This window comes from Mesorhizobium sp. WSM4807 (genome assembly GCF_055811615.1).
Genome location: NZ_JBVVQY010000032.1, coordinates 22,965 through 46,715, shown reverse-complemented (window position 1 = coordinate 46,715; position 23,751 = coordinate 22,965). Strand labels below are relative to the sequence as shown.

General features: G+C 63.4%; 25 protein-coding genes. 13 read left to right on the top strand and 12 right to left on the bottom strand.

The genetic code is table 11. The annotated features are described in order from the left end of the window. Positions 1-148: 148 nt before the first annotated feature. The 3 genes from AC0L3N_RS28690 to AC0L3N_RS28680 are packed head-to-tail and all read left to right on the top strand — an operon-like array spanning position 149 to position 3,278. Positions 149-1,720, top strand: coding sequence for a sugar ABC transporter ATP-binding protein (locus AC0L3N_RS28690; RefSeq protein ID WP_473550880.1), 1,572 nt, complete (start codon positions 149-151; stop codon positions 1,718-1,720). Beyond that, the gene (locus AC0L3N_RS28685) at positions 1,717-2,733 is read left to right on the top strand and encodes an ABC transporter permease (protein WP_473550879.1); all 1,017 of its coding nucleotides are present in this window, start codon (positions 1,717-1,719) and stop codon (positions 2,731-2,733) included. Before AC0L3N_RS28690 ends, AC0L3N_RS28685 begins: the two co-directional genes overlap by 4 nt. A gap of 47 nt (positions 2,734-2,780) precedes the next feature. Continuing rightward, positions 2,781-3,278, top strand: coding sequence for a GNAT family N-acetyltransferase (locus tag AC0L3N_RS28680; protein ID WP_123147849.1), 498 nt, complete (start codon positions 2,781-2,783; stop codon positions 3,276-3,278). A gap of 139 nt (positions 3,279-3,417) precedes the next feature. Here the strand turns inward: AC0L3N_RS28680 and AC0L3N_RS28675 are convergent, their stop codons facing one another. Genes AC0L3N_RS28675 through AC0L3N_RS28665 form a run of 3 tightly spaced genes read right to left on the bottom strand, consistent with a single transcriptional unit; the run spans position 3,418 to position 5,712 of the window. Beyond that, positions 3,418-3,681, bottom strand: a complete 264-nt coding sequence (locus tag AC0L3N_RS28675) for a hypothetical protein (protein ID WP_123147848.1) — start codon at positions 3,679-3,681, stop codon at positions 3,418-3,420. A 26-nt stretch (positions 3,682-3,707) separates the two neighbouring features. Next, complete coding sequence (gene groL, locus AC0L3N_RS28670; protein ID WP_123147847.1) at positions 3,708-5,339, bottom strand: chaperonin GroEL; 1,632 nt, start codon at positions 5,337-5,339, stop codon at positions 3,708-3,710. A gap of 58 nt (positions 5,340-5,397) precedes the next feature. Then, entirely contained in the window at positions 5,398-5,712 is a 315-nt protein-coding gene (locus AC0L3N_RS28665) for a co-chaperone GroES (RefSeq protein ID WP_095493216.1), read from the bottom strand. Between the two features lie 353 nt (positions 5,713-6,065). On the opposite strand from AC0L3N_RS28665, the gene AC0L3N_RS28660 reads away from it, so the two are divergent. Both AC0L3N_RS28660 and AC0L3N_RS28655 read left to right on the top strand, forming a co-directional pair. Continuing rightward, a complete protein-coding gene (locus tag AC0L3N_RS28660) occupies positions 6,066-6,398 on the top strand; it encodes a hypothetical protein (RefSeq protein ID WP_244602764.1) in 333 nt (110 codons plus the stop codon). A 23-nt stretch (positions 6,399-6,421) separates the two neighbouring features. Next, the gene (locus AC0L3N_RS28655; protein WP_123147846.1) at positions 6,422-6,691 is read left to right on the top strand and encodes an usg protein; all 270 of its coding nucleotides are present in this window, start codon (positions 6,422-6,424) and stop codon (positions 6,689-6,691) included. A 98-nt stretch (positions 6,692-6,789) separates the two neighbouring features. Here AC0L3N_RS28655 and AC0L3N_RS28650 read toward each other — a convergent pair whose 3' ends face one another. Together AC0L3N_RS28650 and AC0L3N_RS28645 are read right to left on the bottom strand one after the other, a co-directional pair. Then, on the bottom strand, positions 6,790-7,047 hold the full coding sequence (locus AC0L3N_RS28650) for a DUF982 domain-containing protein (protein ID WP_123147845.1): 258 nt from the start codon (positions 7,045-7,047) through the stop codon (positions 6,790-6,792). A gap of 170 nt (positions 7,048-7,217) precedes the next feature. Further along, the gene (locus AC0L3N_RS28645; protein ID WP_425294096.1) at positions 7,218-7,436 is read right to left on the bottom strand and encodes a hypothetical protein; all 219 of its coding nucleotides are present in this window, start codon (positions 7,434-7,436) and stop codon (positions 7,218-7,220) included. A 232-nt stretch (positions 7,437-7,668) separates the two neighbouring features. On the opposite strand from AC0L3N_RS28645, the gene AC0L3N_RS28640 reads away from it, so the two are divergent. Together AC0L3N_RS28640 and AC0L3N_RS28635 are read left to right on the top strand one after the other, a co-directional pair. Continuing rightward, on the top strand, positions 7,669-8,133 hold the full coding sequence (locus AC0L3N_RS28640; protein ID WP_473550877.1) for an Hsp20 family protein: 465 nt from the start codon (positions 7,669-7,671) through the stop codon (positions 8,131-8,133). A 58-nt stretch (positions 8,134-8,191) separates the two neighbouring features. After that, a complete protein-coding gene (locus AC0L3N_RS28635; protein ID WP_473550875.1) occupies positions 8,192-8,728 on the top strand; it encodes an Hsp20/alpha crystallin family protein in 537 nt (178 codons plus the stop codon). A 328-nt stretch (positions 8,729-9,056) separates the two neighbouring features. Here AC0L3N_RS28635 and AC0L3N_RS28630 read toward each other — a convergent pair whose 3' ends face one another. The 6 genes from AC0L3N_RS28630 to AC0L3N_RS28605 all read right to left on the bottom strand — a co-directional run bounded on the left by AC0L3N_RS28630 (position 9,057) and on the right by AC0L3N_RS28605 (position 15,516). Then, complete coding sequence (locus tag AC0L3N_RS28630; protein WP_473550874.1) at positions 9,057-9,947, bottom strand: ribokinase; 891 nt, start codon at positions 9,945-9,947, stop codon at positions 9,057-9,059. A 12-nt stretch (positions 9,948-9,959) separates the two neighbouring features. Further along, on the bottom strand, positions 9,960-10,835 hold the full coding sequence (locus AC0L3N_RS28625) for a MurR/RpiR family transcriptional regulator (protein ID WP_473550872.1): 876 nt from the start codon (positions 10,833-10,835) through the stop codon (positions 9,960-9,962). After that, complete coding sequence (locus AC0L3N_RS28620) at positions 10,832-11,809, bottom strand: ABC transporter permease (protein ID WP_473550870.1); 978 nt, start codon at positions 11,807-11,809, stop codon at positions 10,832-10,834. The genes AC0L3N_RS28625 and AC0L3N_RS28620 overlap by 4 nt, the downstream gene beginning before the upstream one ends. After that, the gene (locus AC0L3N_RS28615) at positions 11,806-13,359 is read right to left on the bottom strand and encodes a sugar ABC transporter ATP-binding protein (RefSeq protein WP_473550869.1); all 1,554 of its coding nucleotides are present in this window, start codon (positions 13,357-13,359) and stop codon (positions 11,806-11,808) included. The genes AC0L3N_RS28620 and AC0L3N_RS28615 overlap by 4 nt, the downstream gene beginning before the upstream one ends. 67 nt (positions 13,360-13,426) lie before the next feature. Continuing rightward, positions 13,427-14,485: a sugar ABC transporter substrate-binding protein gene (locus AC0L3N_RS28610; RefSeq protein ID WP_473550867.1), complete on the bottom strand. Its 1,059-nt coding sequence runs from the start codon at positions 14,483-14,485 to the stop codon at positions 13,427-13,429. 41 nt (positions 14,486-14,526) lie between these two features. Then, complete coding sequence (locus AC0L3N_RS28605) at positions 14,527-15,516, bottom strand: TIM barrel protein (RefSeq protein WP_473550865.1); 990 nt, start codon at positions 15,514-15,516, stop codon at positions 14,527-14,529. Positions 15,517-15,760: 244 nt separating this feature from the next. Between AC0L3N_RS28605 and AC0L3N_RS28600 the strand changes: the two genes are divergently transcribed. From AC0L3N_RS28600 to AC0L3N_RS28590, 3 genes are all read left to right on the top strand, one after another. Next, on the top strand, positions 15,761-16,897 hold the full coding sequence (locus AC0L3N_RS28600) for a nucleotidyltransferase family protein (protein WP_473550864.1): 1,137 nt from the start codon (positions 15,761-15,763) through the stop codon (positions 16,895-16,897). Between the two features lie 87 nt (positions 16,898-16,984). Continuing rightward, complete coding sequence (locus AC0L3N_RS28595; RefSeq protein WP_473550863.1) at positions 16,985-18,547, top strand: bifunctional AfsR/SARP family transcriptional regulator/alpha/beta hydrolase; 1,563 nt, start codon at positions 16,985-16,987, stop codon at positions 18,545-18,547. Positions 18,548-18,685: 138 nt separating this feature from the next. Continuing rightward, positions 18,686-19,522, top strand: coding sequence for an alpha/beta fold hydrolase (locus tag AC0L3N_RS28590; RefSeq protein WP_473550861.1), 837 nt, complete (start codon positions 18,686-18,688; stop codon positions 19,520-19,522). Positions 19,523-20,051: 529 nt separating this feature from the next. Here AC0L3N_RS28590 and AC0L3N_RS28585 read toward each other — a convergent pair. Continuing rightward, positions 20,052-20,948, bottom strand: coding sequence for a LysR family transcriptional regulator (locus AC0L3N_RS28585; RefSeq protein ID WP_473550860.1), 897 nt, complete (start codon positions 20,946-20,948; stop codon positions 20,052-20,054). A gap of 270 nt (positions 20,949-21,218) precedes the next feature. On the opposite strand from AC0L3N_RS28585, the gene AC0L3N_RS28580 reads away from it, so the two are divergent. The 3 genes from AC0L3N_RS28580 (at position 21,219) to AC0L3N_RS28570 (ending at position 23,744) form a co-directional block, all read left to right on the top strand. Further along, entirely contained in the window at positions 21,219-21,953 is a 735-nt protein-coding gene (locus AC0L3N_RS28580; protein WP_473550858.1) for an SDR family NAD(P)-dependent oxidoreductase, read from the top strand. 203 nt (positions 21,954-22,156) lie between these two features. Beyond that, entirely contained in the window at positions 22,157-22,756 is a 600-nt protein-coding gene (locus AC0L3N_RS28575) for an NADPH-dependent F420 reductase (protein WP_473488935.1), read from the top strand. Between the two features lie 385 nt (positions 22,757-23,141). Further along, entirely contained in the window at positions 23,142-23,744 is a 603-nt protein-coding gene (locus tag AC0L3N_RS28570) for a CDP-alcohol phosphatidyltransferase family protein (RefSeq protein ID WP_473550857.1), read from the top strand. Positions 23,745-23,751 lie beyond the last annotated feature (7 nt).

The window sequence follows — 23,751 nt, the reverse complement described above, 5'->3', positions numbered from 1 at the left end:
AGGACAATCTCGACAAGGCGGAAAGGCTGGGCGAGACGAAGTAGGGCGACGACAGGTCGCCAATTGGCAAGGCTGGCAGGACAGAGGGGGGTGTTCAAGCTCGGCGTTCGAGGCGGCATGAACTGCACCGTGGGAGAAACCTTTGTCCGTGGCTGAAAACGTAGCATCGTCACCGAGTCCCGCCCTCCTCGCCGTAGAGGGCGTGACCAAGCGCTTTGCCGGCGTGACCGCGCTCAGCGATGTCTCGCTCGAGGTTCGGCCCGGCGAAATCCTCGGCCTGCTCGGCGAGAACGGCGCCGGCAAGTCGACGCTGCTCAAGATCCTGTCCGGCGTGATGCCGCCCTCCAGCGGACGCATCGTCTTCGACGGCGTCGAATTCAATCCCCACAACCCGCAGGACGCCAAGCGCCTCGGCATCGTCACCATCTACCAGGAACTGAGCCTGATCCCGACGCTCACCGTGGCGGAGAATATTTTTATCGGCCGCGCGCCGCTCGGGCCGCTCGGCCTGGTCAGCTGGCGGAAGATGGAGGAAGACTCGCGCGGCATCATCGCCCGCGTCGGCCTGAATATCGATCCGGCGACACCGGTGTCGGCACTGTCTGTCGCCGAACAGCAGCTGGTCGAGATCGCCCGCGCGCTGTCGCTGAAGAGCCGCCTCATCATCATGGACGAGCCGACCTCGGCGCTGACCGAAACCGAAGTGCAGAAGCTGATGTCGATTATGGGCCGGTTGCGCAAGGATGGCGTCGCGATCATGTTCGTCACCCACAGGCTGGAAGAGGCCTCTGCCATCTGCGACCGCATGACGGTGCTGCGCGACGGCAGGCTGGCCGGTCATCTCGACCGCGACGGCGGGCCGATCAAGCTGCCGAAAATCATCGAGAAGATGGTCGGCCGCGCCGCGTCCGAGCTTTATGCCAGGCCGACGCTGCGCGACGTCGCCGGCGACGTCAGGCTCTCCGTGCGCGGCCTGCGCACGGTGCGCGATCCGCAGGCGCCGCACGCCATCGTGCTCGAAGGCGTCGATCTCGACCTCAAGGCGGGCGAGATCCTCGGCGTCGCCGGCCTCGTCGGCTCCGGCCGCACCGAGTTGGCCCGCGCCATCTTCGGCGCCGACCGCATTGCCGCCGGCACCATCACGCTCGAGGGCAAGACGATCGCGCCTGAAACACCCGCCGACGCCATCGCGCTCGGCATCGGCCTGGTGCCGGAAGACCGCAAGCACCAGGCGATCTTCGCCGCGCTCGGCATTCTGACCAATTTTTCCATCGCCGCGCTCGGCCGCTACTCCAACGCCGCCGGCTTCATGGCCGAGCGCCGTGAGCGCGAAGCGCTGGCGAGCTACAGGAAGACGCTGTCGATCCGCATGGCCTCGCCCGAGCAGGCCATAGAAGGGCTGTCCGGCGGCAACCAGCAGAAGGTCATTCTCGCCCGCTGGCTGGCGCGCGACCCCAAGGTGCTGATTGTCGATGAACCGACACGCGGCGTCGATGTCGGCGCCAAGGCCGAGGTGCACCAGATCCTGGTGCAGCTCGCGGCGCGCGGCATCGCCATCATGATGATCTCGTCGGAATTGCCCGAAGTGCTTGCGGTGTCGGACAGGATCGTCACCATGCGGCGCGGACGCATCACCGGCGAGATGCCAGGCATCGAGGCGACCGAGGAAAAACTGATGGAACTGATGGCGCTCGATCAAACGCAGGAAGCGACGCAATGACCAGCACGACCGAACAGAGAGAGCGCGGCGGCATCAATGTCGCGCGCCTGCTGATGAGCTTCGGCCCGCTGATGTTCCTGGCGCTGCTGATCGTTGTCTTCACCGTCCTGAAGCCGAGCTTCATCGACCCCATCAACATCTTCAACATTATGCGGCAGATCTCGATCACCGGGCTGATCGCGCTCGGCATGACCTTCGTCATCCTCACTGCCGGCATCGACCTGTCGGTCGGTTCGCTGCTGGCTTTCTGCGGCATGGTCGCGGCAGTGGTGGCCAAGGGCGGCACCGCCAACACGCTGTCGCTCTCGACGTCCGGCACGCAAGGCTTTGGCTGGTTCGCAGCGCTATTGGCTGCCGTCGTCGTCGGTGCCATGGCCGGCGGCGTCCAGGGCTTTGCCATCACCAGGCTGAAGGTGCCGCCCTTCGTCGTCACGCTTGGCGGCCTCACCGTCTTTCGCGGCCTGACGCTGACGATCTCCAACGGCGGCCCGATCTCCGGCTTCGACGCCTCGATGCGCTGGTTCGGCACCGGGCTGATCGGCCCGGTCCCGGTGCCGGCGATCATTTTCGCGGCGGCGGCGATCCTCTGCCACATCGTCTTGCGCTACACGCGCTACGGCCGCGCCGTCTACGCAGTCGGCGGCAATGCCGAGGCGGCGCGGCTGTCGGGCCTGCGCGTCGACCGTATCCTGATCTCGGTCTATGTCATCGTCGGCTTCTTCGCCGGCCTCGCCGCCTTCGTGCTGTCGGCGAGGCTCAATTCATCGGAAGCCGTCGCCGGCATCGGCTACGAGCTGACGGTGATCTCGGCGGTCGTCATCGGCGGCACCTCGCTGTTCGGTGGCATCGGCTCGGTCGGCGGCACGGTGGTGGGTGCGGCACTGATCGGCGTGCTGCAGAATGGGCTGCAGTTCAACAACGTCTCGTCCTACACCCAGAGCATCGTCATCGGCCTGATCCTCATCCTCGCCGTGGCCTTCGACCGCTGGCTGAAATCGCGGGTGAGACGATGATCCGAGGCGCGAAGGATGCGATGCAATAAACTGCCGGGGAGGTAGCGATGACTCAAATCAGGGCCATGACCGAACGGGACGTGCCGTCGGTGTCGCGGCTCCTTGGAGAGTCCTGGCGCCGGACCTACTCGCCAATCATCGGTGCCGAGACCACGGCACGCATCTCGGACGACTACCACGCGCCGCAGAAGATCGCGGCGGAACTGGCAGACGACAACAAGATGTCTTTCGTTGCGGAACGGCCGGACGGCTCTATCGCCGGCTACGCGATGGCCGAGATGGATGAAACCGGCAACGTCATGCTCGACCGGCTCCACATCGACAACAGCGAGTTCGGCACAGGGCTGGCCGCCGATATGCTGCACGCCGTCCTTGCCGCTCATTCGGGAATTCCCAGCATCGCGCTTGAAGTGATCGAGGGGAACGACCGGGCGCTGGCCTTTTATCGCAAGCACGGGTTCGAAGTGGTCGAGCGCAGGCCTTCGTCCCACGGCGCGGAAGGCCATGCGTCGTTCATCATGCGCAGGCCCTTGCCACGAGCTTAGGCGCGCGTGTTCCTGCGCTCGGCGCGCTTCGTCTTCCACTCAGGCCGGAGCATTAACGCGCTGCGAACGCACCGCTCGCGACCGTCCCATTCGTCTGCGGTGCAAGAAGATCGTTGCGGCCATGAAGGTCGCGCGCCGTCTACTCCTTGCCGGCTCCCAATCGCTGAGCCGACAGGAACATCAACGTATAGGCCGCCTTGCGACGGTCCCAGCCGGCCGACTCGACCGCGTCCAGCAATCCGTCGACAAGCGGCGCCAGCGCCGTCTTGCACTCCGTTTCATAGTTGAAATCGGTCTTGGAAAGGGTCGGCGCCGCGATCTTTCCAAAACTGTTCATCATGTCCATGGCAACACCTGCATATGATCCGGGCAAGGCCGTGCCCGCCTTCGCGTCGGCGGGCACGGCCGTTTGTCCTTAGAAGCCTGGCGTCAGTAATCCATGCCGGCACCGGCAGGCATCGCCGGAGCGGCCGCTTCCTTCTTCGGCTTCTCAGCCACCATCGCCTCGGTGGTCACCAGCAGGCCGGCCACCGACGCGGCGTCCTGGAGAGCGGCGCGCACCACCTTGGCCGGGTCGATCACGCCCTGCCCGTAGAGGTCGCCGAACTCATTGGTCTGGGCGTTCCAGCCATAGCCGAATTCGGTCTTCTCGCGCAGCTTGCCGACAATGATCGAACCCTCGGCGCCGGCATTCTCGGCGATCTGGCGCACCGGCTGTTCGATGGCCCGACGCACGATCTCGACGCCGGTCTTCTGGTCGGGATTGTCGACGGCGACATTGTCGAGCGCCTTCGCCGCCCTGAGCAGCGCCACGCCGCCGCCGGGCAGTATGCCTTCCTCGACCGCAGCGCGGGTGGCGTGCATGGCGTCGTCGACGCGGTCCTTGCGCTCCCTGACCTCGACCTCGGTCGAGCCACCGACGCGGATGACGGCGACGCCGCCGGCGAGCTTGGCCAGCCGCTCCTGCAGCTTCTCACGGTCGTAGTCGGAGGTGGTCTCCTCGATCTGCGCCTTGATCTGGCTGATGCGCGCCTGGATTTCATCCTTGCGGCCGGCACCGTCGACGATGGTGGTGTTCTCCTTCTCGATCAGCACCTTCTTGGCGCGGCCGAGCATCTCCAATGTGACGTTTTCGAGCTTGATGCCGAGATCCTCGCTGATTGCCGTGCCGCCGGTCAGGATGGCAATGTCTTCCAGCATCGCCTTGCGGCGGTCACCAAAACCCGGCGCCTTGACGGCGGCAACCTTCAGGCCACCGCGCAGCTTGTTGACGACCAGCGTCGCCAGCGCCTCGCCTTCGACATCCTCGGCAATGATCAGCAGCGGCTTGCTCGATTGCACTGCGGCTTCGAGCACCGGAAGCATGGCCTGCAGGTTGGACAGCTTCTTCTCGTGGATCAGCACATAGGGCTCTTCGAGCTCGACACGCATCTTGTCCTGGTTGGTGATGAAATAGGGGCTGAGATAGCCGCGATCGAATTGCATGCCCTCGACCACTTCCAGCTCAGTCTCGGCGGTCTTGGCCTCCTCGACCGTGATGACGCCCTCATTGCCGACCTTTTCCATCGCTTCGGCGAGGAAGCGGCCGATCTCGGCATCGCCATTGGCCGAGATGGCACCGACCTGGGCGATCTCGTCGTTCCGGGTCACCTTGCGGGCATTGGCCTTGAGTTCAGCGACGATGGCGTCGACCGCCTTGTCGATGCCGCGCTTCAGGTCCATCGGATTCATGCCGGCGGCAACCGCCTTGGCGCCTTCCTGGACGATCGACTGAGCCAGAACGGTCGCGGTCGTTGTGCCGTCGCCGGCGACGTCGCTTGTCTTCGACGCCACCTCGCGCACCATCTGCGCGCCCATGTTCTCGAACTTGTCCTCAAGCTCGATTTCCTTTGCGACGGTAACGCCGTCCTTGGTAATGCGCGGGGCGCCGAATGACTTGTCGAGGATGACGTTGCGGCCCTTGGGACCGAGCGTCACCTTCACCGCATTGGCGAGGATATCGACGCCGCGCAACATCTTCTCGCGGGCTTCGGTATGGAATTTCACATCCTTGGCAGCCATTGGATAACTCCTTCAAATAGGCAGCTTTTCGTTGACTGATTGCTTGTCCAGGCCCCGCTCAGGCGGCCTTCTGCATCTTGTCGGTCGATTCGATCACGCCCAGCACGTCGCTTTCCTTCATGATGAGCAGGTCCTCGCCGTTGAGCTTGATCTCGGTGCCCGACCACTTGCCGAACAGGATGCGGTCGCCGACCTTGACGTCGAGCGGCTGCAGCTGGCCGCTATCGTCACGCGCCCCGGGCCCGGCGGCGATCACCTCGCCTTCCTGCGGCTTTTCCTTGGCAGTGTCGGGAATGATGATGCCGCCGGCGGTCTTCTCATCGACCTCGATGCGGCGGACCAGGATACGGTCATGCAATGGACGGAACGCCATGTCGTTCTCCTCATAGGACAAACAGATTTTCTTGGACCTCCCTTCGCAGCCGACCGGTACAACGGCCGATGCGACGGTGCGCGACCCCTGCTCAGGCATCACGCGCATATCGAATTAGTCTGCCTATCCAGCCTTTCAAGAGGACGCCGAAAATATTTTGGCACTCGCCGTTGTCGAGTGCCAACGCACCGTAATAACGCACTGTAATAATGGCGCTATTCTAGGATTTGAAACGACGGATGCGGCTTGAAATCACGCCGCAAGATTCCGACATCGTTGTCAATCCCGGCACCGCCTGCCAGCGGCCGGAACCGATGAGGAAGCGGAGGCGTTTTTCCATTCGGAGGAAGGCGATGGAACGCGATGTCCCCATCACTTCCATTGCACCGCAAGACACCGATCTTGGCCGGCTGCTCGATCCGGCGCGGCATTTCGATCGTCCACAGGACGTGCTGGCCGACGCGACGCTGGACGTCGGTGAAAAGCGCGCGATCCTGTCGTCATGGGCCTCCGATGCCTACGCGGTCGAATCCATGCCGGCGCTGCGCAAGCCGCCCGGCGCCAAAGCTCCAATCGCTTTTGAAGAGATCATGGACGCGCTGCAGGCACTCGATGGCGCAGGTCCATCTCAGGGCGCCGGCGCCGGCCGAAGCCGCCACGGCGGCCCCCACGGCGTCGGCGCCTGATTTACGACAGAAAGGAGACGTGCATGGTCAGCAACGAGTTCCAGCTCCAGATGCAGGGTTTTGGCCTGACGACGGCGGAGATTCATTATCGTCTTCCCGACTACCGGGACCTGCTGCAGCTCTTCATCTGGCAGGAATACGACATCGCCCCGGATTTCCCGACTCTGAAGCATTTCCTCGAATTTTGGGAACGTGAGATCGAAGGCCCGCTGCATTCCGTGCGCGTCGCCCATCACCGTCTGATCCAGCCCTCCGAATGGCGGGCGGTGGACGGTGTTATTACGCTGCAGTGAGACAGGGAGAGGCGGCGCTTTTCATGAAAGGCGCCGCCTCTGCAGCACAGCGCGTCCGCCCCGGCTTCAGGTTCATTGGCGTTCAGGTGGATTGATATTCAGGTGGATTTACGCCCCGTGACAAGCAGTCCGGCCGTGCGAGCCGCCTTGACGAAGGCAGTGCGAGCCTCGCGGGCGGTGCGCCAGCCGTCGAGCGCGTCGCGGCAGGCGCGATAGGCTGCGCGCCAGTTCCGGCCGCGCGCCCGGTCCGGCCATTGCTGCATGCATTCGATGGCTTCCCAGCTGCTGCCGACTTTGCGCTCCCCGACGGATTGGAGCTTGAGCGTGATCGGCTCGGAAAATGGGACGTCGTTCATCACTTCCTCCTTCTTTCTGTTTTTTTAGAGCAAGTAGCATCCTCGATTAAGCAGGAGGCAGCCCGATCGGCGCCGATGGACGAGATGGTTCGTCTGCCTGCGCGCTTCAAGACCTCCCCGTCTCCAGCCCTGCTTGCCCCAGACCCCGCCCCTGCCGACTTAACGGCCGGCTATATGTCGTCGTCCGGCGGTTCGAGAAGCCCGATCAGCGTCGCCACCCTTGCCGACGGCAGAGGGCGGCCCTCATTCACCAGCGCCTCATCGGCGCCGACCCAGGCAAAGGCCTCGCGCAACTCTTCGATCGTCGCGCCGGTCGAGGCGATGTCGGCGATGATGGCGTCGTCCACCGGGCCCAGCACCGAAATGATGTCGTCGCGTGTCATGGTCATGATATCCTCCATGCGGCGTGCCGGCGCGACCCTCAAATGACGGTTGAAACCGGCATTACCAGTACAATCTGGCAACAAAAAAATCTGGCTGCGGGACAGAATCTGGGTCTTGATTTCGGCCTGACAATAACCAAATCCAAATTGCCGGTTGCCGAACGGGACCGGCAGAACCCAGGGAGCGCCAAGCTCTTTGGCGTCCCTTGTACTATGTTGCTCCATGGAGGATGTAGCTATGAGAACCGCATTCGACTTTTCCCCGCTCTATCGGTCGAGCATCGGTTTCGATCGTATCTTCACCCTGCTGGAAAACGCGCCTCAGGCAGTCGAAACCTGGCCGCCTTATGACATCGCGCGAAGCGACGAGAACACCTATCGCGTGAGGATCGCCGTCGCCGGCTTTTCCGAGAACGATCTCGACATTAGCCATGAGCCGAACCTTCTAATCGTCTCGGGCGAGCGAAAGGAACAGGACGAGGTGGAATATCTCCATCGCGGCCTTCCGGTGCGACCGTTCACACGGCGCTTCGAGCTTGCCGATCACATGACGGTCACCGGCGCCTCGCTCAACAACGGCCTGCTGACGATCGACCTCGTGCGCGAAGTGCCCGAGGAGATGAAGCCGCGTCGCATCGCGATCGCCAAGGACGACGACGCGCGGAAGGCCGGGCAGGTCGAGAAGCCGAAGCAGGCCGCCTGAGCGAAGGCGATCTCTGGCGTTCGCCTTTGGCGCAACCAGTCGAGAAAGGAGAACAGCAATGGCTATTCGTGATCTCATACCCTGGGGCCGGGAGAACAGTCCGGTTCCCAGCTTCTATCGTGACGAGGACCGCGACCCGTTCATGGCGTTGCATCGCGAGATGAACCGCCTGATCGACGACGCGTTCCGCGGCTTCGAAACGCGCATGCCTTCGCTCAGCGGATTTTCGTCGGCGCGCGGCAGCTGGCCGAGCGTCGAAATCTCCGACGGCGAGAAGGAGATCCGCGTGACCGCGGAAATTCCCGGCATGGACGAAAAGGACGTCGAGGTGATGCTCGATGACGGTGTGCTGACGCTGCGTGGCGAGAAGCGCTCCGAGACCGAGGACAAGGACAGGCAGTTCTCCGAGCGGTTCTACGGCCGCTTCGAGCGCCGCATCCCGCTCGGCTACGAGGTCGAGGAGGACAAGGTGAACGCCGCCTTCCATAACGGCGTGCTCACCGTGACGCTGCCCAAGACGGAGCGCGCACAGTCGAAAGCCAAGCGCATCGCCATCAGTGGCGGTGCCGCCAGCCCCGGCAAGAGCAAGCACTGACGACATCGGCAGCCGGACGCGCAAGCGCCCGGCTGCGCAGATCGGGCTGCAACCGATCCGGCCCGCGCTCTCCGCCAAAGGCGCGGGCTTCATTTGTTTAGCCGATGCGCCTGACGGCCCGAAGGCCGCATATTGAGTATCTGCGGGAGCATTTAGTAGCAGAGTCGCTACCGTAGCGTTCCTGGCATCCAGGCAACGGAGCCCGTCATCCGAAAGGGTGGCGGGCTATCAATTGTTGGACTTGCCGGCCTATCGGAGCCGAGCGAAAAGTCCTCGCCATCCGCTTGTTGTCGCCTGTTACGATCACGGGCGGAGGCGGCCATCCGTCTCAGATCGCCTCGCGCTCGCGTTCCGGCGTGGCGACCAGCACGGCCGCGGCGGCGTTGGCGGCAGCGATGGCGGCCTCGACCTGATGCCCGCGGGCAAGGCCTGCCGCGAACGCGCCGACGAACTCGTCGCCGGCGCCATGGGTGCTGACGACCTTCACCGGGATGGCCGCCAGTGCAAATGCCTGGCCGTCGCGGTCGCAATAGGCAACGCCCTCGCCGCCGGCCGTGACGATCGCGGCCGGGTAGGATTTGATCAGCATGCGTGCCGCCTCGGCAGCACCCTCGAGCGTGTCGACGACCGGAATGCCGGCCAGGAATTCCGCCTCGATGGCGTTGACGATGACGATATCGGTGAGTGCGATCAGTTCGCCGGACAGTTTTCGGGCGGGTGCCGCGTTGAGCACGACGCGACCGCCATGCGCCTTCACCGCCCGCGCCGCGGCAATGTTGGCGGCTTCCGGCACCTCGTTCTGCAGCAGCAGGACCGACGTTTGCGCAATCACATCAGTAGCTTCCGCGACGTCTTTCTTGCCCAAGGTGAGATTGCTGCCTGACACGATCACCGCGCCATAATCGCCGCCGTCGTCGAAAATCGCCACGCTCATGCCGGAGCCGGCGCCAACCGCGACCCGCACGAAGCGGCTGTCGACGCCGCAGCGGTAGAGATTGTCGAGAAGCACGCGGCCGAAATCGTCATCGCCGACGGCGCCGATCATCGCCGAGCCCACGCCGGCTCGCGCCACCGACACTGCCTGGTTGCCGCCCTTGCCGCCGCATTTCGGCTGCCAGGCATGGCCGGTCACCGTTTCGCCCTTGCGCGGGCGGTCAGGCGCTTCGACCATGATGTCGTAATGCAGGCTGCCGAACACGGTGACCAGCGGAGCCGTCATGTACCCCAATCTTTATGAGCCCTTGTCCCGGCGTTTCGACGTCACCGCCGACATGGTGCGGCCGAGATTGCGCTCCGCCGCCTGATAGTCGCGCTGCGCCACCGCGACGAACAGCGCATCGAGAATGTTGAGCTGGGCGATGCGCGCCGCCGCGTTCTCGCCCATCAGCGGCGAGCCCTGCGCCGTCGAGCACAGCACGATGTCGGCAACGGCGGCCAGCGGCGAGTTGTCGTAGTTGGTGATCGCCAGCGTCCGCGCCCCGCTCTTGCGGGCGAGATGGATGGCATCGATGACGGCGCTGGTGTTGCCCGAATGCGAGAAGCCGACGGCGATGTCGTCGGCGCCGAGCAGCGAGGCCGACATCAGCATCATGTGCGAATCGTCGTAGACCGATGCGCGGATGCCGATGCGCAGGAATTTGTGCGAGACGTCGCGCGCGATCTGCGCCGAACCGCCGACGCCATAGAAATCCCGGTTCTTGGCGCGGTAGAGAAGATCGGCGGCGCGGTCGAAATCGTCCATGTCGAGGATCGCCAGCGTTTCCTCCAACGCCTGGATCGAGGTGCGGAACACTTTTTGGACGATCTCGGCCGAACTGTCGTCGGCCGACAGCTCCTGGTGCATTTCTGCGGTCGGCAGGCGGCTATACTCATAGACCGCGGTACGGAAGTCGCGGTAGCCGGAAAAACCCAGCTTCTTGGCGATTTTGACCACCATCGCCTCCGACACGCCGGCCTCTTCGGCGATCTGCTTGAGCGGAATGGTCTCGTCGAAGCCGCGCCGTCCGAAGACGGTTTCCACCACCTTCGCCTCGAGCGGCGTCAAATGCGGCATCATCATGCGGATCCGCGGTCCTACTGCTTTCAGATCCAGGCCGGTCAAGGTCATCCACGTCCCCTCGTCACGCGATCGATAAGCATCGCGGCGAGGATTATAAGACCAGTTGCCAGGAGCTGATAGAAGGACTGGACGTTCATCAGCGTCAGGCCGTTGCGCATGGTGCCGAGGATGACGGCGCCCAGGATGGTGCCGACGACGCTGCCCTTGCCGCCCATCAGCGAGGCGCCGCCGATGGCCGCCGCGGCAATCGCATCGAGCTCCCAGAGATTGCCGAGAATGGGCTCGGCGGCACCCAGCCGGCCGATCAGGATCTGCGCGGCAAGGGCCGCCAGCAGACCCGAAATCATGTAGGCGGCTATCTTGGTGCGGGCGATCGGCACGCCTGCTATGTAGGCGGCCTCCTCATTGCCGCCGACGGCGAGCAGATATTCGCCGAACGGCGTCTTCTTGAGGATGATCCAGGCGATCAGCGCGACCACGGCCACGATGATGACCGCCAACGGCAATCCGAACAGCGAGCCGTTGAAGATGGCGCGGAAGCCGGCAGGCAGGCCGAGCACCGGATTGCCGCCGGTATAGATCAGCGCCAGCGCCCGGTAGGTGCTGAGCGTTCCCAGCGTGACGATGAAAGGCTGCAGTCCGACATAGGCGACCAGCACGCCGTTGAGCAGCCCGCAGACGAGGCCGATGGCGAAGCCGGCGGCGATGGCCAGCGGAAACGGCACGCCGGCAACCAGCATCGAGGCCGAGATGACGGCCGAAAGGGCCGCCGTCGGCCCGACCGACAGATCGATGCCGCCCGAGATGATCACCAGCGTCATGCCCAAGGCCAGGCAGCCGTTGATGCTCGACTGCTGCAGGATGTTGATCAGGTTGCGCTCGGCAAAGAAGCCCGGGACCAGCGCACCGAAGACGGCGAGGATCACGACCAGGCCGATCAGCGTCCCGGCGTCGCGCACGGAAAACCGGTGCAGGAATTCAGCCCTTGGGCGCGCTGCTGTGTGTTCGGTTATATCAGTCATCCGCTGGTCCTGTCCGTTATGCACCGGGCCCGATGGCCTTGCGCCTTGCCGGCCTGAGTCTCCGATTGGGGTATGGCGTGCGCCGCGATCGCCTGTTCGTTGAGATCGGACCGGTCGATTGCGGCCGCGACCGTGCCGTCGCGCATGACCAGCACGCGGTCGGCGAGCCGGATCACCTCGGGAAGCTCGGACGACACGACGACGACCGAATGGCCTTCGGCTGCGAGCTCCTCGATCAAATGATAGATCTCCGCCTTGGCGCCGACATCGATGCCGCGCGTCGGCTCGTCGAACAAAAGGATGCGCGTTCCCGCCGCCAGCCAGCGGCCGATGATCGCCTTCTGCTGGTTGCCGCCGCTGAACAGCCGGATCGGCCGGTCGAGCAGGAATGGCCTGAGATTGACCCGCTTCATCTTCTCAGCCGCGACCCGCTTCAGCCTGGTGTGATCGATGACGCCGCGCGGTGCGAACACGCCCATCGACGCCAGCGTCATATTGCTGGAGATCGACCGTAAGGGCACGATGCCTTCGCGCTTGCGCTCCTCCGGCACCAGGCCGATGCCGGCGGCGATAGCGTCGCGCGGATTGGAAAGTTTGATCGCCTTGCCGTCGATGTCGACCGTGCCTGATGAGGCGCGGTCGGCGCCGGCCAGCAGCCGCAGCAGTTCGGTGCGGCCCGAGCCGACCAGGCCGGCAATGCCCAGCACCTCGCCGCGATGCAGGTCGAACGAGACGTCATGGACCTTGGATGCCGAGGCGAGGCAACGCACGCTCAGCCTGACCTCGCTTGAGGCGTGCGAGCGGTGCTGCTCCTGGGCAAGCTCGCGGCCGACCATCATCGAAACGACGGCTTTTTCCGACACCTGGGCGAGATCGATGGATCCGACCACAACGCCGTCGCGCATGATGGTGGCGCGTTGGCAGATGCCGAACACCTCGTCCAGCTTGTGCGAGACATAGACGACCGCGACACCGTCGCGCGCCAGTCCGGCAATGACTTCGGCCAGCCGCTCGAACTCGCTTGGCGTCAGGCTCGATGTCGGCTCGTCCATCGCCACGATGCGTGCCCGATCGAGCAGCGCCCGGGCGATCTCGACGATCTGCCGCTGCGCGACCTTCAGGCTGCCGAGCGGGACTGCCGGATCGATCGTCGGATCGAGGGCGGCGAGGGCTTCCGCAGCGCGACGCTCCTGCTCGCGCCGTGCGACGAAGATGCCGCCGCGCGTCAGCGGATGGCCGAGGAACATGTTCTGGGCGACGCTGAGGTTCGGCACCTGCTGCAATTCCTGATGGATCATGGCGACGCCCGCGCCGCGGGCGGCGCCCGGATTGTTCAGCGTCACCGGACTGCCGTCGATCAGCACGCTTCCGGCCGTCGGCCTGTAGACCCCCGACAGGATGCGCAGCAGCGTCGATTTGCCGGCGCCGTTTTCACCGAGCAGGCCATGGATTTCGCCGGCGCCGACCGAAAAGGACACATCGCTCAGCGCCCGCACGGCCGGAAAGACCTTGGAAATGCCCTCGAATTGCAGCCGGGGGATAACTGACATCGCTTCGGTTCTCCAGGCGAAGTGCCGGCAGAGCACGATGCTCTCGCCGGCACCCGCCCTTGTGCCCTTAGTTGCCCACTGCCGCGTCCTCGAGCAGCGCCTTGCGCACGGCGTCGCCGGCGCCGGAATAGCGGTCGGCATTGTCCTTGGTGATCAGCGCCTGCGGCGTGGCAACGACGCGCGGCAGCTTCTGCCCGGCCACCAGTCGCAGCGCCGATTCCAGCGCCACCTCGCCGGTCAGCACCGGGAAACTATCGACGGTGCCGGTCAGCTCGCCGGCGCGGATCGAGGCATAGGCGTCGGAGATGCCGTCGGTGCCGAAGACGGCCACCTTGTCCTGCAGGCCGGCGGCCTTGACCGCCTCGACGATGCCCAGCGCCATGCCGTCATTGTTGGCATAGAAGCCGATCAGGTCGGGGTGCTGCTGCAGGATGTTGGTGGCCGCGTCGTAGGAGGTCTGGCGATCCCAGTTGCCGGGCACGCTGGCGACGACCTCGAACTTGCCGGCTTCGGTGATCGTGGTCTTGAAGCCGTCGGTGCGCTGCACGGCAGCATAGACGCCGGCCTGGCCTTCGACGATGGCGACCTTGCCGCCATCCGGCCGGTTCTTGACGAACCATTTGGCGACGCGCACGCCATTGTCGCGCTGGACATTGCCGACATAGTGCTCGGCCTGCGGGATGACCGCATCATTGACGTTGACCACCGGCACGTTGGCGGCCTTGGCCTGTTCCATGATCGGCTGCAGGTTGGAATCGGTCTGCGGCGAGACGAGCAGCACGTTGTAGCCTTGCGTGACCAGGCCTTCGGCGATGGTGAGCTGGCCGAGCTGGTCGCCCTCGCTCTGCGCCGCCTGGTAGACGACCGGAACAGCGACGCGATCGCCGAACGAATTGTAGCCCTCACCCAGCGAGCGCCAGTATTCGTTGGTCAGCGTCTTGGAGACGGCGCCCGCCTTGGTGCCCTCGGGCAGCTTGGGGAAAGCACCGAACTTGGCCTCGAGCTGCGACCAGTCGATGCGATCCTTCTCGGTGTCGGAGTTGAGCGGCGCGAGGTCCGCGGAAAAGGCCGAACCGATGGACAGCGCCATCAGGCCAGCGGCAGCGGTGGCAAGCAGAATTTTCATGGTCTTTCCTCCCTTGTTGAAAAACGGTGACGGCGCCGGCGTCAGCTGTCCGGCCCGAGCATGGCTTCCTGAATGATGGCTTGCGATGCGACCGCGTCCTGTCGGTCGACGGCGGTGGACAGGCGGTTGTCCTTTTCCAGCCGCTCGACGACGCGCAGCATGCGCTTGACGGTGGCGATGTTGACTTCGCATTCGTGGACAGGATCGAGCCCGGTCATGTCGGGGAACGTGTCGAAGTAGATGGCGCCGCCGTAGCCGTCGCGGCGGATCTGGTGGAGCAGCTCGATCGTCTGCAGCGCGTGCACCGCGCCGACCATCAGGCCGTCGTCGCGCTTGGCGTAGCCGTCATTGAGATGCACGCCGAGCAGCTTGCTGTGGCGCGCCACCAGTGCTGCGGCGAAAGCCGGCTGCTCGTCGGCATAGAGCACATGGGCGAAATCGAGGGTCACGCCGAGGTTGGGCAGTCCGATCTCGCGAATCGCCAGCAACGTCGTCGCCGCGTCGGGCATCAGGCTGTAGGAGCGCGGCTCGTTGGGCTTGTATTCCAGGCTGATCTGGCAGTCGGGATCATGCGCCGCCACTTCACGAATACCGTCTATCTCGTGTTGCCACAGCGTCGCGTAGTCGGCCTGGAAGGCATAGTCGAAGCCATCCTGCCCGAGCCACAGCGTCATCAGATTGGCGCCGGCCTGACGCGCGGCGTCGATGCCGGCCCTGGTCAGGTCGATGGCTTCGCGGCGAACTGCGGGATCTGGATTGGTGAAGGCGCCAAGCTTGAAAGCCGGGTTGGAATAGTAGCGCATGGCGAAGCCATTGATTGAAAGCCCGACATCGCCGAGTTTTCGCGCCATTTCTGTTGGTTTTTCACCGACATGGTCGGGAAAGTTGAGGTCGAGGTCGGTCAGCCCCGCAACCTTCGCCGCACGCGACGCCATCTGCAGCATGGACGGCTTGCCGACAAGATCCGGCCATTCGGCCTGTGGCCGCGAGGCAAAGGAGTTGAGGCGTGTGGCGAAACGATTGGCTGTCATGGAGGATCCTTTGGTGGACATAACTTCACATATTTAAATTTACTTGTAAAGTATAGGGCACTGTTTAATTCAATCGTGGGGGCCGGGCCTGGGAAGAGGCGAACTGCTGGCGCGCGATTTGACCCGCATCCACGGATGCCTTGAGCGCAGTTGTTACCGCTTTCGCGAAAGCGGTAACAATTTATGATGACGGTGGCGATGAAATTGTGTTATTACCCTTTTCGCGAAAACGGTAACAACGCACATGCAGCAGATTCCCCACACATACCAGACACTCTATTCCGAGTTGGCGCAGCGGTCGCTGGATGCCTCGTTTTGGACGGAATTCAACGTCGGCGGCCGCTTTGTCACAGCCGAGGTGAAAGGCCGCCGTTACTGGTATCTCGACCTGCCGAACCCTGACGGCGGCAAAACACGCACATATGTCGGCCCCGTCGACGATCCCCAAATCACCAGGAGGGTCGAAAACTTCAAGGACCTGAAAGCCGACATCAAAGAGCGGCGAAAGCTGGTTTCGACACTCATTCGCGAGGCCTACCTGCCACGGCCGGAAAGGAAGACCGGCGACATTGTCCAGGCGCTCGCCGAAGCCGGCTTCTTCAGGCTTCGCGGTGTCCTGGTCGGTACCGTCGCCTATCAATGCTATCCAGCGGTCCTTGGCGTTCGCCTGCCCAGTACGTCGATGGTCACGGGAGATGCCGATTTTGCGCAGTTTCATTCGATCTCGACGGCCGTCGATGACAAGATGCCACCCGTGCTCGATACGTTGAGGAAAGTCGACCCGACTTTCCGGGAGATTCCGCACCAGGCTGACGGCCGCTTCACCACGCAATATTCTTCCCGCTCCGGATACAAGGTCGAATTCCTGACTCCGAACACCGGTTCGGCCGACTACGAGGGTCGTCCAACAACCATGCCCGCGCTTGGTGGCGCGTCGGCGCAGCCCCTGCGGTTTCTCGATTTCCTGATATACGAGCCGATCCGGGCCGTTCTCCTTCACGGTGCCGGCGTGCCGGTGAACGTGCCGTCGCCCGAACGGTACGCCATCCACAAACTCATCGTCGCCAGCCGCCGTCGGACGGACAGCGACGGCACCGCCAAGAGCCGCAAGGACAGGATGCAGGCTGCAACCATCATGGAAGCCATGATCGAACAACGGCAGTCGGAAGACCTGGCCGATGCTTTCATGGAGGCTTACGACCGCGGCCCGGCCTGGAAGGATGCCATACGCAGGAGTCTGTCCCAGGTTGACGACGGCGCGCGCGAAACCGTCCTGCCGGCGCTGGCCCGCGCTATCCGAAAACTGGAAAGAGACCCTTCGGAATTCGACCTTGAAGAACGCGGCGGCCGCGCCGAAACGATAGGGCCTGGCCAATTGTAAGGTTCCGGCAGTAGGCGCCGACCATCAAGTAAATTTACACAGAGCAGTATCGCGGGTAAAATTGCTTGCAAGCGATCGGCGTCCCAAATGAAGGGCCCACTGAAGATCAAGGTGCTCGGCGAATTGGTGGTCCTGCGGGGCGCCCGGGAGATCGCGCTGCCACCGTCGAAGAAAACGCGCGCTCTGCTCGCCTACTTAGTGGTGGCGAACCGGCGTCAGCGGCGCGATCATTTGTGCCGAATGTTCTGGGAGGTGCCTGACGACCCAAGGGCTTCGCTGAGATGGAGTCTCTCGAAGCTAAGGCACATCATCAACCAGAACGGTGACGAGGGCTGCCTGAAGGCCGATCGAGAGAGCGTGCTTTTCGACACCGCCAAGCTTGATGTCGATTTGCTGCAAGTCGCCCACATGACGGCGAACGAGGTACGCTTTCTCGACACCTCACGCCTGGAAACCCTGGCTGCCATGTTCCGGGGGCAGTTCCTCGAAGACCTGGAACTGCCGCGCTGCCCGGTGTTCGAGGCTTGGCGCACATTCCACGGTGACGCGTTGGATCGCACCAGATCGATGATCCTGCAGGCGCTCGTCGAGCGGCTACGCAGCGACCCTGAACGGGCCCTTTCCTATGCCGAAACGCTGCAGTCTCTGGACCCGGCCAACAAGCAGGTTTCATTGGAGATAATATCCCTCGAGGCTTCGGCTCGAGAGCGCGCAACGCAACTGCGACCGGTCAGCGAGCAAGCCGGGCAACAAGCATCAGGTGAAGCCGGCCGTCCCGCTCCGGGTGGCGGCCAAAATGAGCACCGGCGTTCCCAGGAGATACATTATTGCAGGAGCCCCGATGGCGTCCGGATCGCCTACGCGGTTTCGGGCGACGGCCCGCCGCTGCTTCGCGCGGCGCACTGGATGTCGCATCTGCAATACGAATGGGAAAGCCCGGTGTGGCGACACTGGATCGATCAGCTTTCGAGCAGGAATACGCTGATCCGCTACGATGAGCGCGGCAACGGCCTCTCCGACTGGAACGTCGGCGACTTCTCCTTCAACGCCATGGTCACGGATCTGGAAAGCGTTGCCGACGCAAGCGGCCTCAACCGGTTCCGGCTGCTCGGCGTCTCGCAAAGTTGTGCGGTATCGATCGCCTATGTCCTCCGGCACCGCGAGCGCGTAACTCGCCTCATCCTCTACGGCGGCTATGCAAGGGGCCGGCGAAAGCGCGGCGACACCCACCAGCTCGATACCCATGAAGCCATGACCACCCTGATCCGTGAAGGATGGGGCAAGGACAATGCCGCGTTCCGCCAGCTGTTCACCGAGGCATTCATTCCGGGTGCCAGCCGCGAGCAGATGGCTTGGTTCAACGATCTCCAGAGGCAGACCACATCGCCGCTCAACGCCAGCCTGCTTCACTCCACTTTCGGCGACATAGACGTTTCGGCGATGCTGGGAGAGGTGAGCGTTCCGACGCTGGTGCTGCATGCCAGGAACGATGCCGTGGTTCCATTCGACGAAGGCAAGGTGCTCGCGGCCGGCATACCGGGGGCGCGCTTCGTCGACCTCAACAGCGCAAATCATATCCTCCTCGGCGACGAGCCTGCCTTCGCCGATTTCCTGCGTGAAGTCAGATCCTTCATGGCCGGACCCGAGTGACGGATCGGCTCGGCGGGTTCTTCTCTCCAGCCGGCAAATTTCAACGCTTCGGCTGCTCTTTTCTAACGCCCGCAACAACACTCCTTCCAACGCAGACCGGTGATCATCGGCGCCGTGGTCAGCAAATGGAGGATCAAGATGAAGATTCATTCCGTGATCGGCGGCGGCGACGTGAAGCTGCATGTGCGCGAATGGGGCAACGCCGATGCTCCAGCCATCCTCTTCATCCACGGGTGGTCGCAGAACCACCTTTGCTGGCGCAAACAGTACGAGAGTGAGCTTGCGGACGCGTTTCGCCTCGTCGCCTTCGATCTTCGCGGCCATGGCATGTCGGAAGCGCCCGAGGCACAGCAGCAGTACACGGAGCCCAAGCCATGGGCGGACGATATTGCGGCCATCGTCGGCCAGCTTGGCCTGAACCGGCCCGTTCTCGTGGGGTGGTCTTATGCGGGCTTCATCATCTGTGACTATGTACGCGCTTGCGGCCAGGATGCGATTGCCGGGATCAACTTCGTCGGTGCGGCTGTAACGCTTGACAGGGCCGCGTTCGGCGTTTTGATCGGCCCCGGCTTTCTCGATCACGTGCCGGGCGCGACCGCAGGCGACGACTTCCCCTCCAACATCCAGGCCATTCGCGACTTCGTGCAGGGCTGCACCGCGCGACCGCTACCGAGAGACGAATACGAGGTGGCCCTGTGCTGGAACATCGTTGTGGCCCCAAGCGTCCGGGCTGCGCTTGTCACGCGCGCGATCAACTCCGACGACGTTTTGACCATGTTAGAGAGACCTGTCCTTATGACTCAGGGCCGCAGCGACACGGTGGTCCTCCCGGCAATGGGCGATCACATCCTCAAGACATGTCCGACGAGCACCGCTTCCTGGTACCCCGAGACCGGACACGCACCCTTCATCGAGGACTCCTCTCGTTTCAACCGCGAACTCACCGACTTCGTGCGCAAAGCGACGACATCATAGCTGACGATAGCGGACATTTCGCGCCAAGGCTTCTCAATCGGACCAGGCCGTCATGTCTGCTATTGGCGGCGCATTGCGGACGTAAGGCTCGACGCGGCGAATTTCCGTCCGGGTTTTGAACGCGGCCTGCGTATCAGCACCACGCCTCCCACTCGATTGTTCTGAAGCATCATAACGCATTGATCCATCGAGGAAAATCTTTCCGCTGACGACGAAGAACCGTATCCCGGATCCGTCAGAAATTCTCGCTCTTGAATTCAAAGGAGAATTTCGGCGATCCGCGATTTGCTCGGTTTCAAAGACTATCGATATCGGTTGTCTATTTTCCTCGGAGTTCTCCGCAAAAGCGGCGTCTCCAGCCTGCCAAAAAGACCGTCAGCGATGGTGAAGTCCGTCGCCGTCAGTAGTGTGGCCCTCCCGCCGGTTGCGACACGGCGCAACATTCGCGGATTGAACGACGCCGCTTCAAGCGATCGCAGCTCGGCTTCCGACCGGATTACGGCAAGCGTCGCCGGCGACCTGCTGCGCATCAGTCGCGCGATACAGACAGCCCCGCGAGAAGCGGAGCGTACGCGGCGAGCCTGCGGGATACGAACTCAGTGAAGAGCCGCACGCGCTTCGTCTTGCGTGTCTCCCCCTGCGTGAGAAGCCAGAGCGTTCCATGCATGTGCAGGTCGGTGCCCGGCACCCTTACCAGTAGGGGGTCGGCATCTCCGACGAAGCACGGCAGTGTCGTCATACCGAGCCCTTGCCGTACTGCAACGATCTGCGCCTCGCCGTCCGTGGTCCTGAACGGAGCCTCCGTGGTACGAACCTCACCCTCGCGGGCCCAGTCCGGGATGCCATGAAAGCTTATGACGATCCACCGGATGGGATCAGGCGCACCCGCACGCCACGCGGCTAGTCGATCGCGAGACATGTAGACGCCGCTGAACAGCTCCGGTCCCTTCAGGCCGTGAAGATTGAGCGGCAGGGTTTTGCGGTCGTAAACGACGCGGATCGCGACATCGGCCTCTCGGTTGGTCAGATTTGCCAACTCGCCGGACGACAAGATTTCCATCTCGATGTCCGGATGCAGAAGCGCAAACTCAGCGAAGTCGGGCATGAGCAGGTGCGTCGCGAGGGTCGGCGCCAGTGTCACCCGCAAGAGTCCGCGTACGCCCTGATCGCGCCCGAAGATTCGCGTCTCCAGCCGGTTCGACGACGCCTCCATCTGCTCCGCGAACTCGAGGACCTCCTCGCCCGCAGCCGTCAGGCGGTAGCCCGAAGGCAGCTTTTCGAACATGTGCGCCCCCAGGCGTTCCTCGAGCTGAGCGATGCGTCGCAGCACGGTCGAGTGATTCACCCCGAGGCCCTCGGCGGCGGCCCGCACTGAGCCTCCGCGCGCGACGGCAAGAAAGTAGCGAACGTCATCCCAGTCGATCATGGTGCAATCCGGCACCGCGCGGTGCGCGCCTTCCAAAGCCCGTATCTAGCACATCGAACAGCAGTACGGGCGGTTATCCTAGCCTATGTCGACGAACGAGGCCCCATTCCGAACGGCGGACACCGATCGTCGCGGCTGGCGTCAGTCGTCCAGCCGGATCGATTTCGCACCACCGATGTGCGCGCTTCCGCACTCAACAACTGACGCCGACTGACCCATTTCGAGGTCCTCGGAGGCAGATGCTGTCCCGACACCACGAAAGGAGAAGTCATGGGAAAGCTTGAGGGCAAGGTTGCAGTCATCACGGGTGGATCGAGCGGCATGGCGCTGGCGAGCGCCAAGCGGTTCGTTGAAGAAGGCGCCTACGTTTTCATCACGGGCCGGAGGCAGGAGGCGCTCGACGAGGCCGTCAAGCTGATTGGCCGGGACGTGACCGGCGTGCGCGGCGACGCGGCTAATCTCGACGACCTCGACCGCCTGTTCGATACAGTCAAGCGGGAAAAGGGCAAGATGGACGTCCTGTATGCGAGCGCCGGCACGGGCGAAGCCGTCCCACTGGGCGAGATTACCGAGCAGCATTTCGATTCGACCTTCGGCCTGAATACGCGCGGCACGCTGTTCACGGTGCAAAAGGCGTTGCCGCTGTTCAACGATGGCGGATCGATCTTCATGACCGGATCAGTTGCTTCGGTGAAAGGTTTTCCTGGTTACAGCGTGTATGCGGCGAGCAAGGCGGCGTTGCACGCATTCGCACGCGGGTGGCTCAACGAGCTGAAGGGCAGGAATATCCGGGTGAACGTGCTGCACCCGGGGCCGATCGCCACACCGATGCAGGACCAAGTTCTCGACGAGGAGGGGAAGCGGATGTTCGAAGCCCTGATCCCGCGGGGAAAGATGGGGCGTCCTGAGGAAATTGCGACGGCCGCGCTGTTTCTTGCTTCAGACGATTCGAGCTTCGTGAATGGGCTGGAGTTGTCTGTCGACGGAGGCTTCTCGGCCATCTGAAATCGCGCCGGATCGCGGCAAGTGGCTGATCGGCGGGAACTAGCATGTCCATGGTGGAACGACTTCCGCGCTGAACGGTCGGCCCGGCCGCGCGGAAGTCGTTCACGACGGGATGTCTACGCAAAGGTCGCCACACAGCAGAACGGATAACCCAGCGCCGTTGAAGGCGGGGAATGAATATCAACACGGATCGGAGAAGCATTATGAGCTACGCAATTGTAGGATTCGGTAAGATAGGCCAGGCCCTCGCCCACGCCTTCGCCCGTAAAAACATCGACGTGACCGTCGCGAGCCGCCGTCCGCCCGAGGCGTTGGCGCCACAGGCTCGGGCGATCGGACCCACGGTCGTCGCCAAGTCTCTGCAGAATGCAGTCGAGGCCGACACGATCATCTTGGCAATCCCGTTCTGGGAGCACCGCGAGGTTGCGAAGGCTCTGCCGAGCTGGGAAGGCAAGACAGTCATCGACGCGACGAACGTGTTTCCAGTCCCTGAAGAGCTGGACGGTCTCCCGTCCTCCGCCTTCGTCGCGAAGGCGTTCACCGGCGCCAAGCTCGTCAAAGGGTTCAATCACCTGATTGCGGCCACCCTGGCTGCCGATCCGATCGTCGAGGGCGGCCACCGGGTCGTCTTTCTGTCGAGCGACGACGAGGACGCGACCGCTCCCGTGGCGGCTTTGGCCAAACAACTCGGGTTCGCACCCGTCAAGCTGGGAAAGCTCAACGAGGGTGGCGCGCTGGTGCACGCACGCGGCCGCACTTGGGGCCAGCTGATCTTCCAGGATTTGTTCAAGAAGGAGCAGTAATCGATCTACGACCGTGTGATCGACGCCGAGAACTGGTCGCGCGCGCTAACTTCTTCGAGCAGCGCGCGACCGAATATTTGAAGGCCACAAAGTCGCGAAGGTTGGGGTGGGCCTGACGGCGTATGGGCGCCGTTCGAAAAGCGGGGAAACGCCCGACAGAGCGGCAGATCTGCAGGTCGCCTAGAATCTATCGACTGCTATCGATGGCCTAGGATTCGCTCGAGTATCCTCTGCTATCCGATACTACTCCACGGTACTCCCTTCACTCCCACTAGAATATCGAGCCCGCCGTCAACAGCTTGGTCACGCTCGCCGCCCTTGCGTCTTGCGCGCCAATTGACCATGCTCGCCGACGTTAGTTGCACCGCGGCCGGGGGGTTCGCACATGCCGACGCTCTATGCGCTTAAACCGGCCTTTCAGGCGAAGCTGCGGCCGCTCGCCGACCGGCTGGCCGGGGCCGGCGTCACCGCCAACCAGATCACGCTGCTGGCTGCCGCCCTGTCGGTTGCCACCGGCGTTGTGGTCGCGGCCCTTGCCGGCCATCGCGCAGTCTTCCTGCTGATGCCGGTGGTGCTGTTTGCGCGCATGGCGCTGAACGCCATCGACGGGATGCTTGCGCGAGAACATGGCCAGACCTCCAAGCTCGGCATGTATCTCAACGAACTCTGCGACGTCGTTTCCGACCTGGCGCTGATCCTGGCCTTTGCCGCTCTCTTCCCTGCCTGGGGCGTCGTCGCCTTTGCCGTCACAGCAGTGCTTGTGGAATTCGCCGGCGTGCTCGGCATCGCGGCGGGCACAGGGCGCAATTATGCCGGGCCGTTCGGCAAGAGCGACCGGGCGATGGCGCTCGGTATCATCGCCTTTCTCATCGCCTGCGGCCTGTGGGTGGACGCGATCACGCCGTTTGTGTTTCCGGCCTTGGCTACACTCTCGCTGGTGACCGCCATCAACCGGATACGCAGCGGGCTTAACGGGAGCGGTGACTGAAATTCCG

Excerpts from the sequence above, each read along its gene's own strand:
- AC0L3N_RS28685 (WP_473550879.1), top strand. The coding sequence starts at position 1,717 with ATGACCAGCACGACCGAACAGAGAGAGCGCGGCGGCATCAATGTCGCG.
- AC0L3N_RS28680 (WP_123147849.1), top strand. The coding sequence starts at position 2,781 with ATGACTCAAATCAGGGCCATGACCGAACGGGACGTGCCGTCGGTGTCG.
- groL (WP_123147847.1), bottom strand. The coding sequence starts at position 5,339 with ATGGCTGCCAAGGATGTGAAATTCCATACCGAAGCCCGCGAGAAGATG.
- AC0L3N_RS28665 (WP_095493216.1), bottom strand. The coding sequence starts at position 5,712 with ATGGCGTTCCGTCCATTGCATGACCGTATCCTGGTCCGCCGCATCGAG.
- AC0L3N_RS28660 (WP_244602764.1), top strand. The coding sequence starts at position 6,066 with ATGGAACGCGATGTCCCCATCACTTCCATTGCACCGCAAGACACCGAT.
- AC0L3N_RS28655 (WP_123147846.1), top strand. The coding sequence starts at position 6,422 with ATGGTCAGCAACGAGTTCCAGCTCCAGATGCAGGGTTTTGGCCTGACG.
- AC0L3N_RS28650 (WP_123147845.1), bottom strand. The coding sequence starts at position 7,047 with ATGAACGACGTCCCATTTTCCGAGCCGATCACGCTCAAGCTCCAATCC.
- AC0L3N_RS28645 (WP_425294096.1), bottom strand. The coding sequence starts at position 7,436 with ATGACCATGACACGCGACGACATCATTTCGGTGCTGGGCCCGGTGGAC.
- AC0L3N_RS28640 (WP_473550877.1), top strand. The coding sequence starts at position 7,669 with ATGAGAACCGCATTCGACTTTTCCCCGCTCTATCGGTCGAGCATCGGT.
- AC0L3N_RS28635 (WP_473550875.1), top strand. The coding sequence starts at position 8,192 with ATGGCTATTCGTGATCTCATACCCTGGGGCCGGGAGAACAGTCCGGTT.
- AC0L3N_RS28630 (WP_473550874.1), bottom strand. The coding sequence starts at position 9,947 with ATGACGGCTCCGCTGGTCACCGTGTTCGGCAGCCTGCATTACGACATC.
- AC0L3N_RS28625 (WP_473550872.1), bottom strand. The coding sequence starts at position 10,835 with ATGACCTTGACCGGCCTGGATCTGAAAGCAGTAGGACCGCGGATCCGC.
- AC0L3N_RS28620 (WP_473550870.1), bottom strand. The coding sequence starts at position 11,809 with ATGACTGATATAACCGAACACACAGCAGCGCGCCCAAGGGCTGAATTC.
- AC0L3N_RS28615 (WP_473550869.1), bottom strand. The coding sequence starts at position 13,359 with ATGTCAGTTATCCCCCGGCTGCAATTCGAGGGCATTTCCAAGGTCTTT.
- AC0L3N_RS28610 (WP_473550867.1), bottom strand. The coding sequence starts at position 14,485 with ATGAAAATTCTGCTTGCCACCGCTGCCGCTGGCCTGATGGCGCTGTCC.
- AC0L3N_RS28605 (WP_473550865.1), bottom strand. The coding sequence starts at position 15,516 with ATGACAGCCAATCGTTTCGCCACACGCCTCAACTCCTTTGCCTCGCGG.
- AC0L3N_RS28600 (WP_473550864.1), top strand. The coding sequence starts at position 15,761 with ATGCAGCAGATTCCCCACACATACCAGACACTCTATTCCGAGTTGGCG.
- AC0L3N_RS28595 (WP_473550863.1), top strand. The coding sequence starts at position 16,985 with ATGAAGGGCCCACTGAAGATCAAGGTGCTCGGCGAATTGGTGGTCCTG.
- AC0L3N_RS28590 (WP_473550861.1), top strand. The coding sequence starts at position 18,686 with ATGAAGATTCATTCCGTGATCGGCGGCGGCGACGTGAAGCTGCATGTG.
- AC0L3N_RS28585 (WP_473550860.1), bottom strand. The coding sequence starts at position 20,948 with ATGATCGACTGGGATGACGTTCGCTACTTTCTTGCCGTCGCGCGCGGA.
- AC0L3N_RS28580 (WP_473550858.1), top strand. The coding sequence starts at position 21,219 with ATGGGAAAGCTTGAGGGCAAGGTTGCAGTCATCACGGGTGGATCGAGC.
- AC0L3N_RS28575 (WP_473488935.1), top strand. The coding sequence starts at position 22,157 with ATGAGCTACGCAATTGTAGGATTCGGTAAGATAGGCCAGGCCCTCGCC.
- AC0L3N_RS28570 (WP_473550857.1), top strand. The coding sequence starts at position 23,142 with ATGCCGACGCTCTATGCGCTTAAACCGGCCTTTCAGGCGAAGCTGCGG.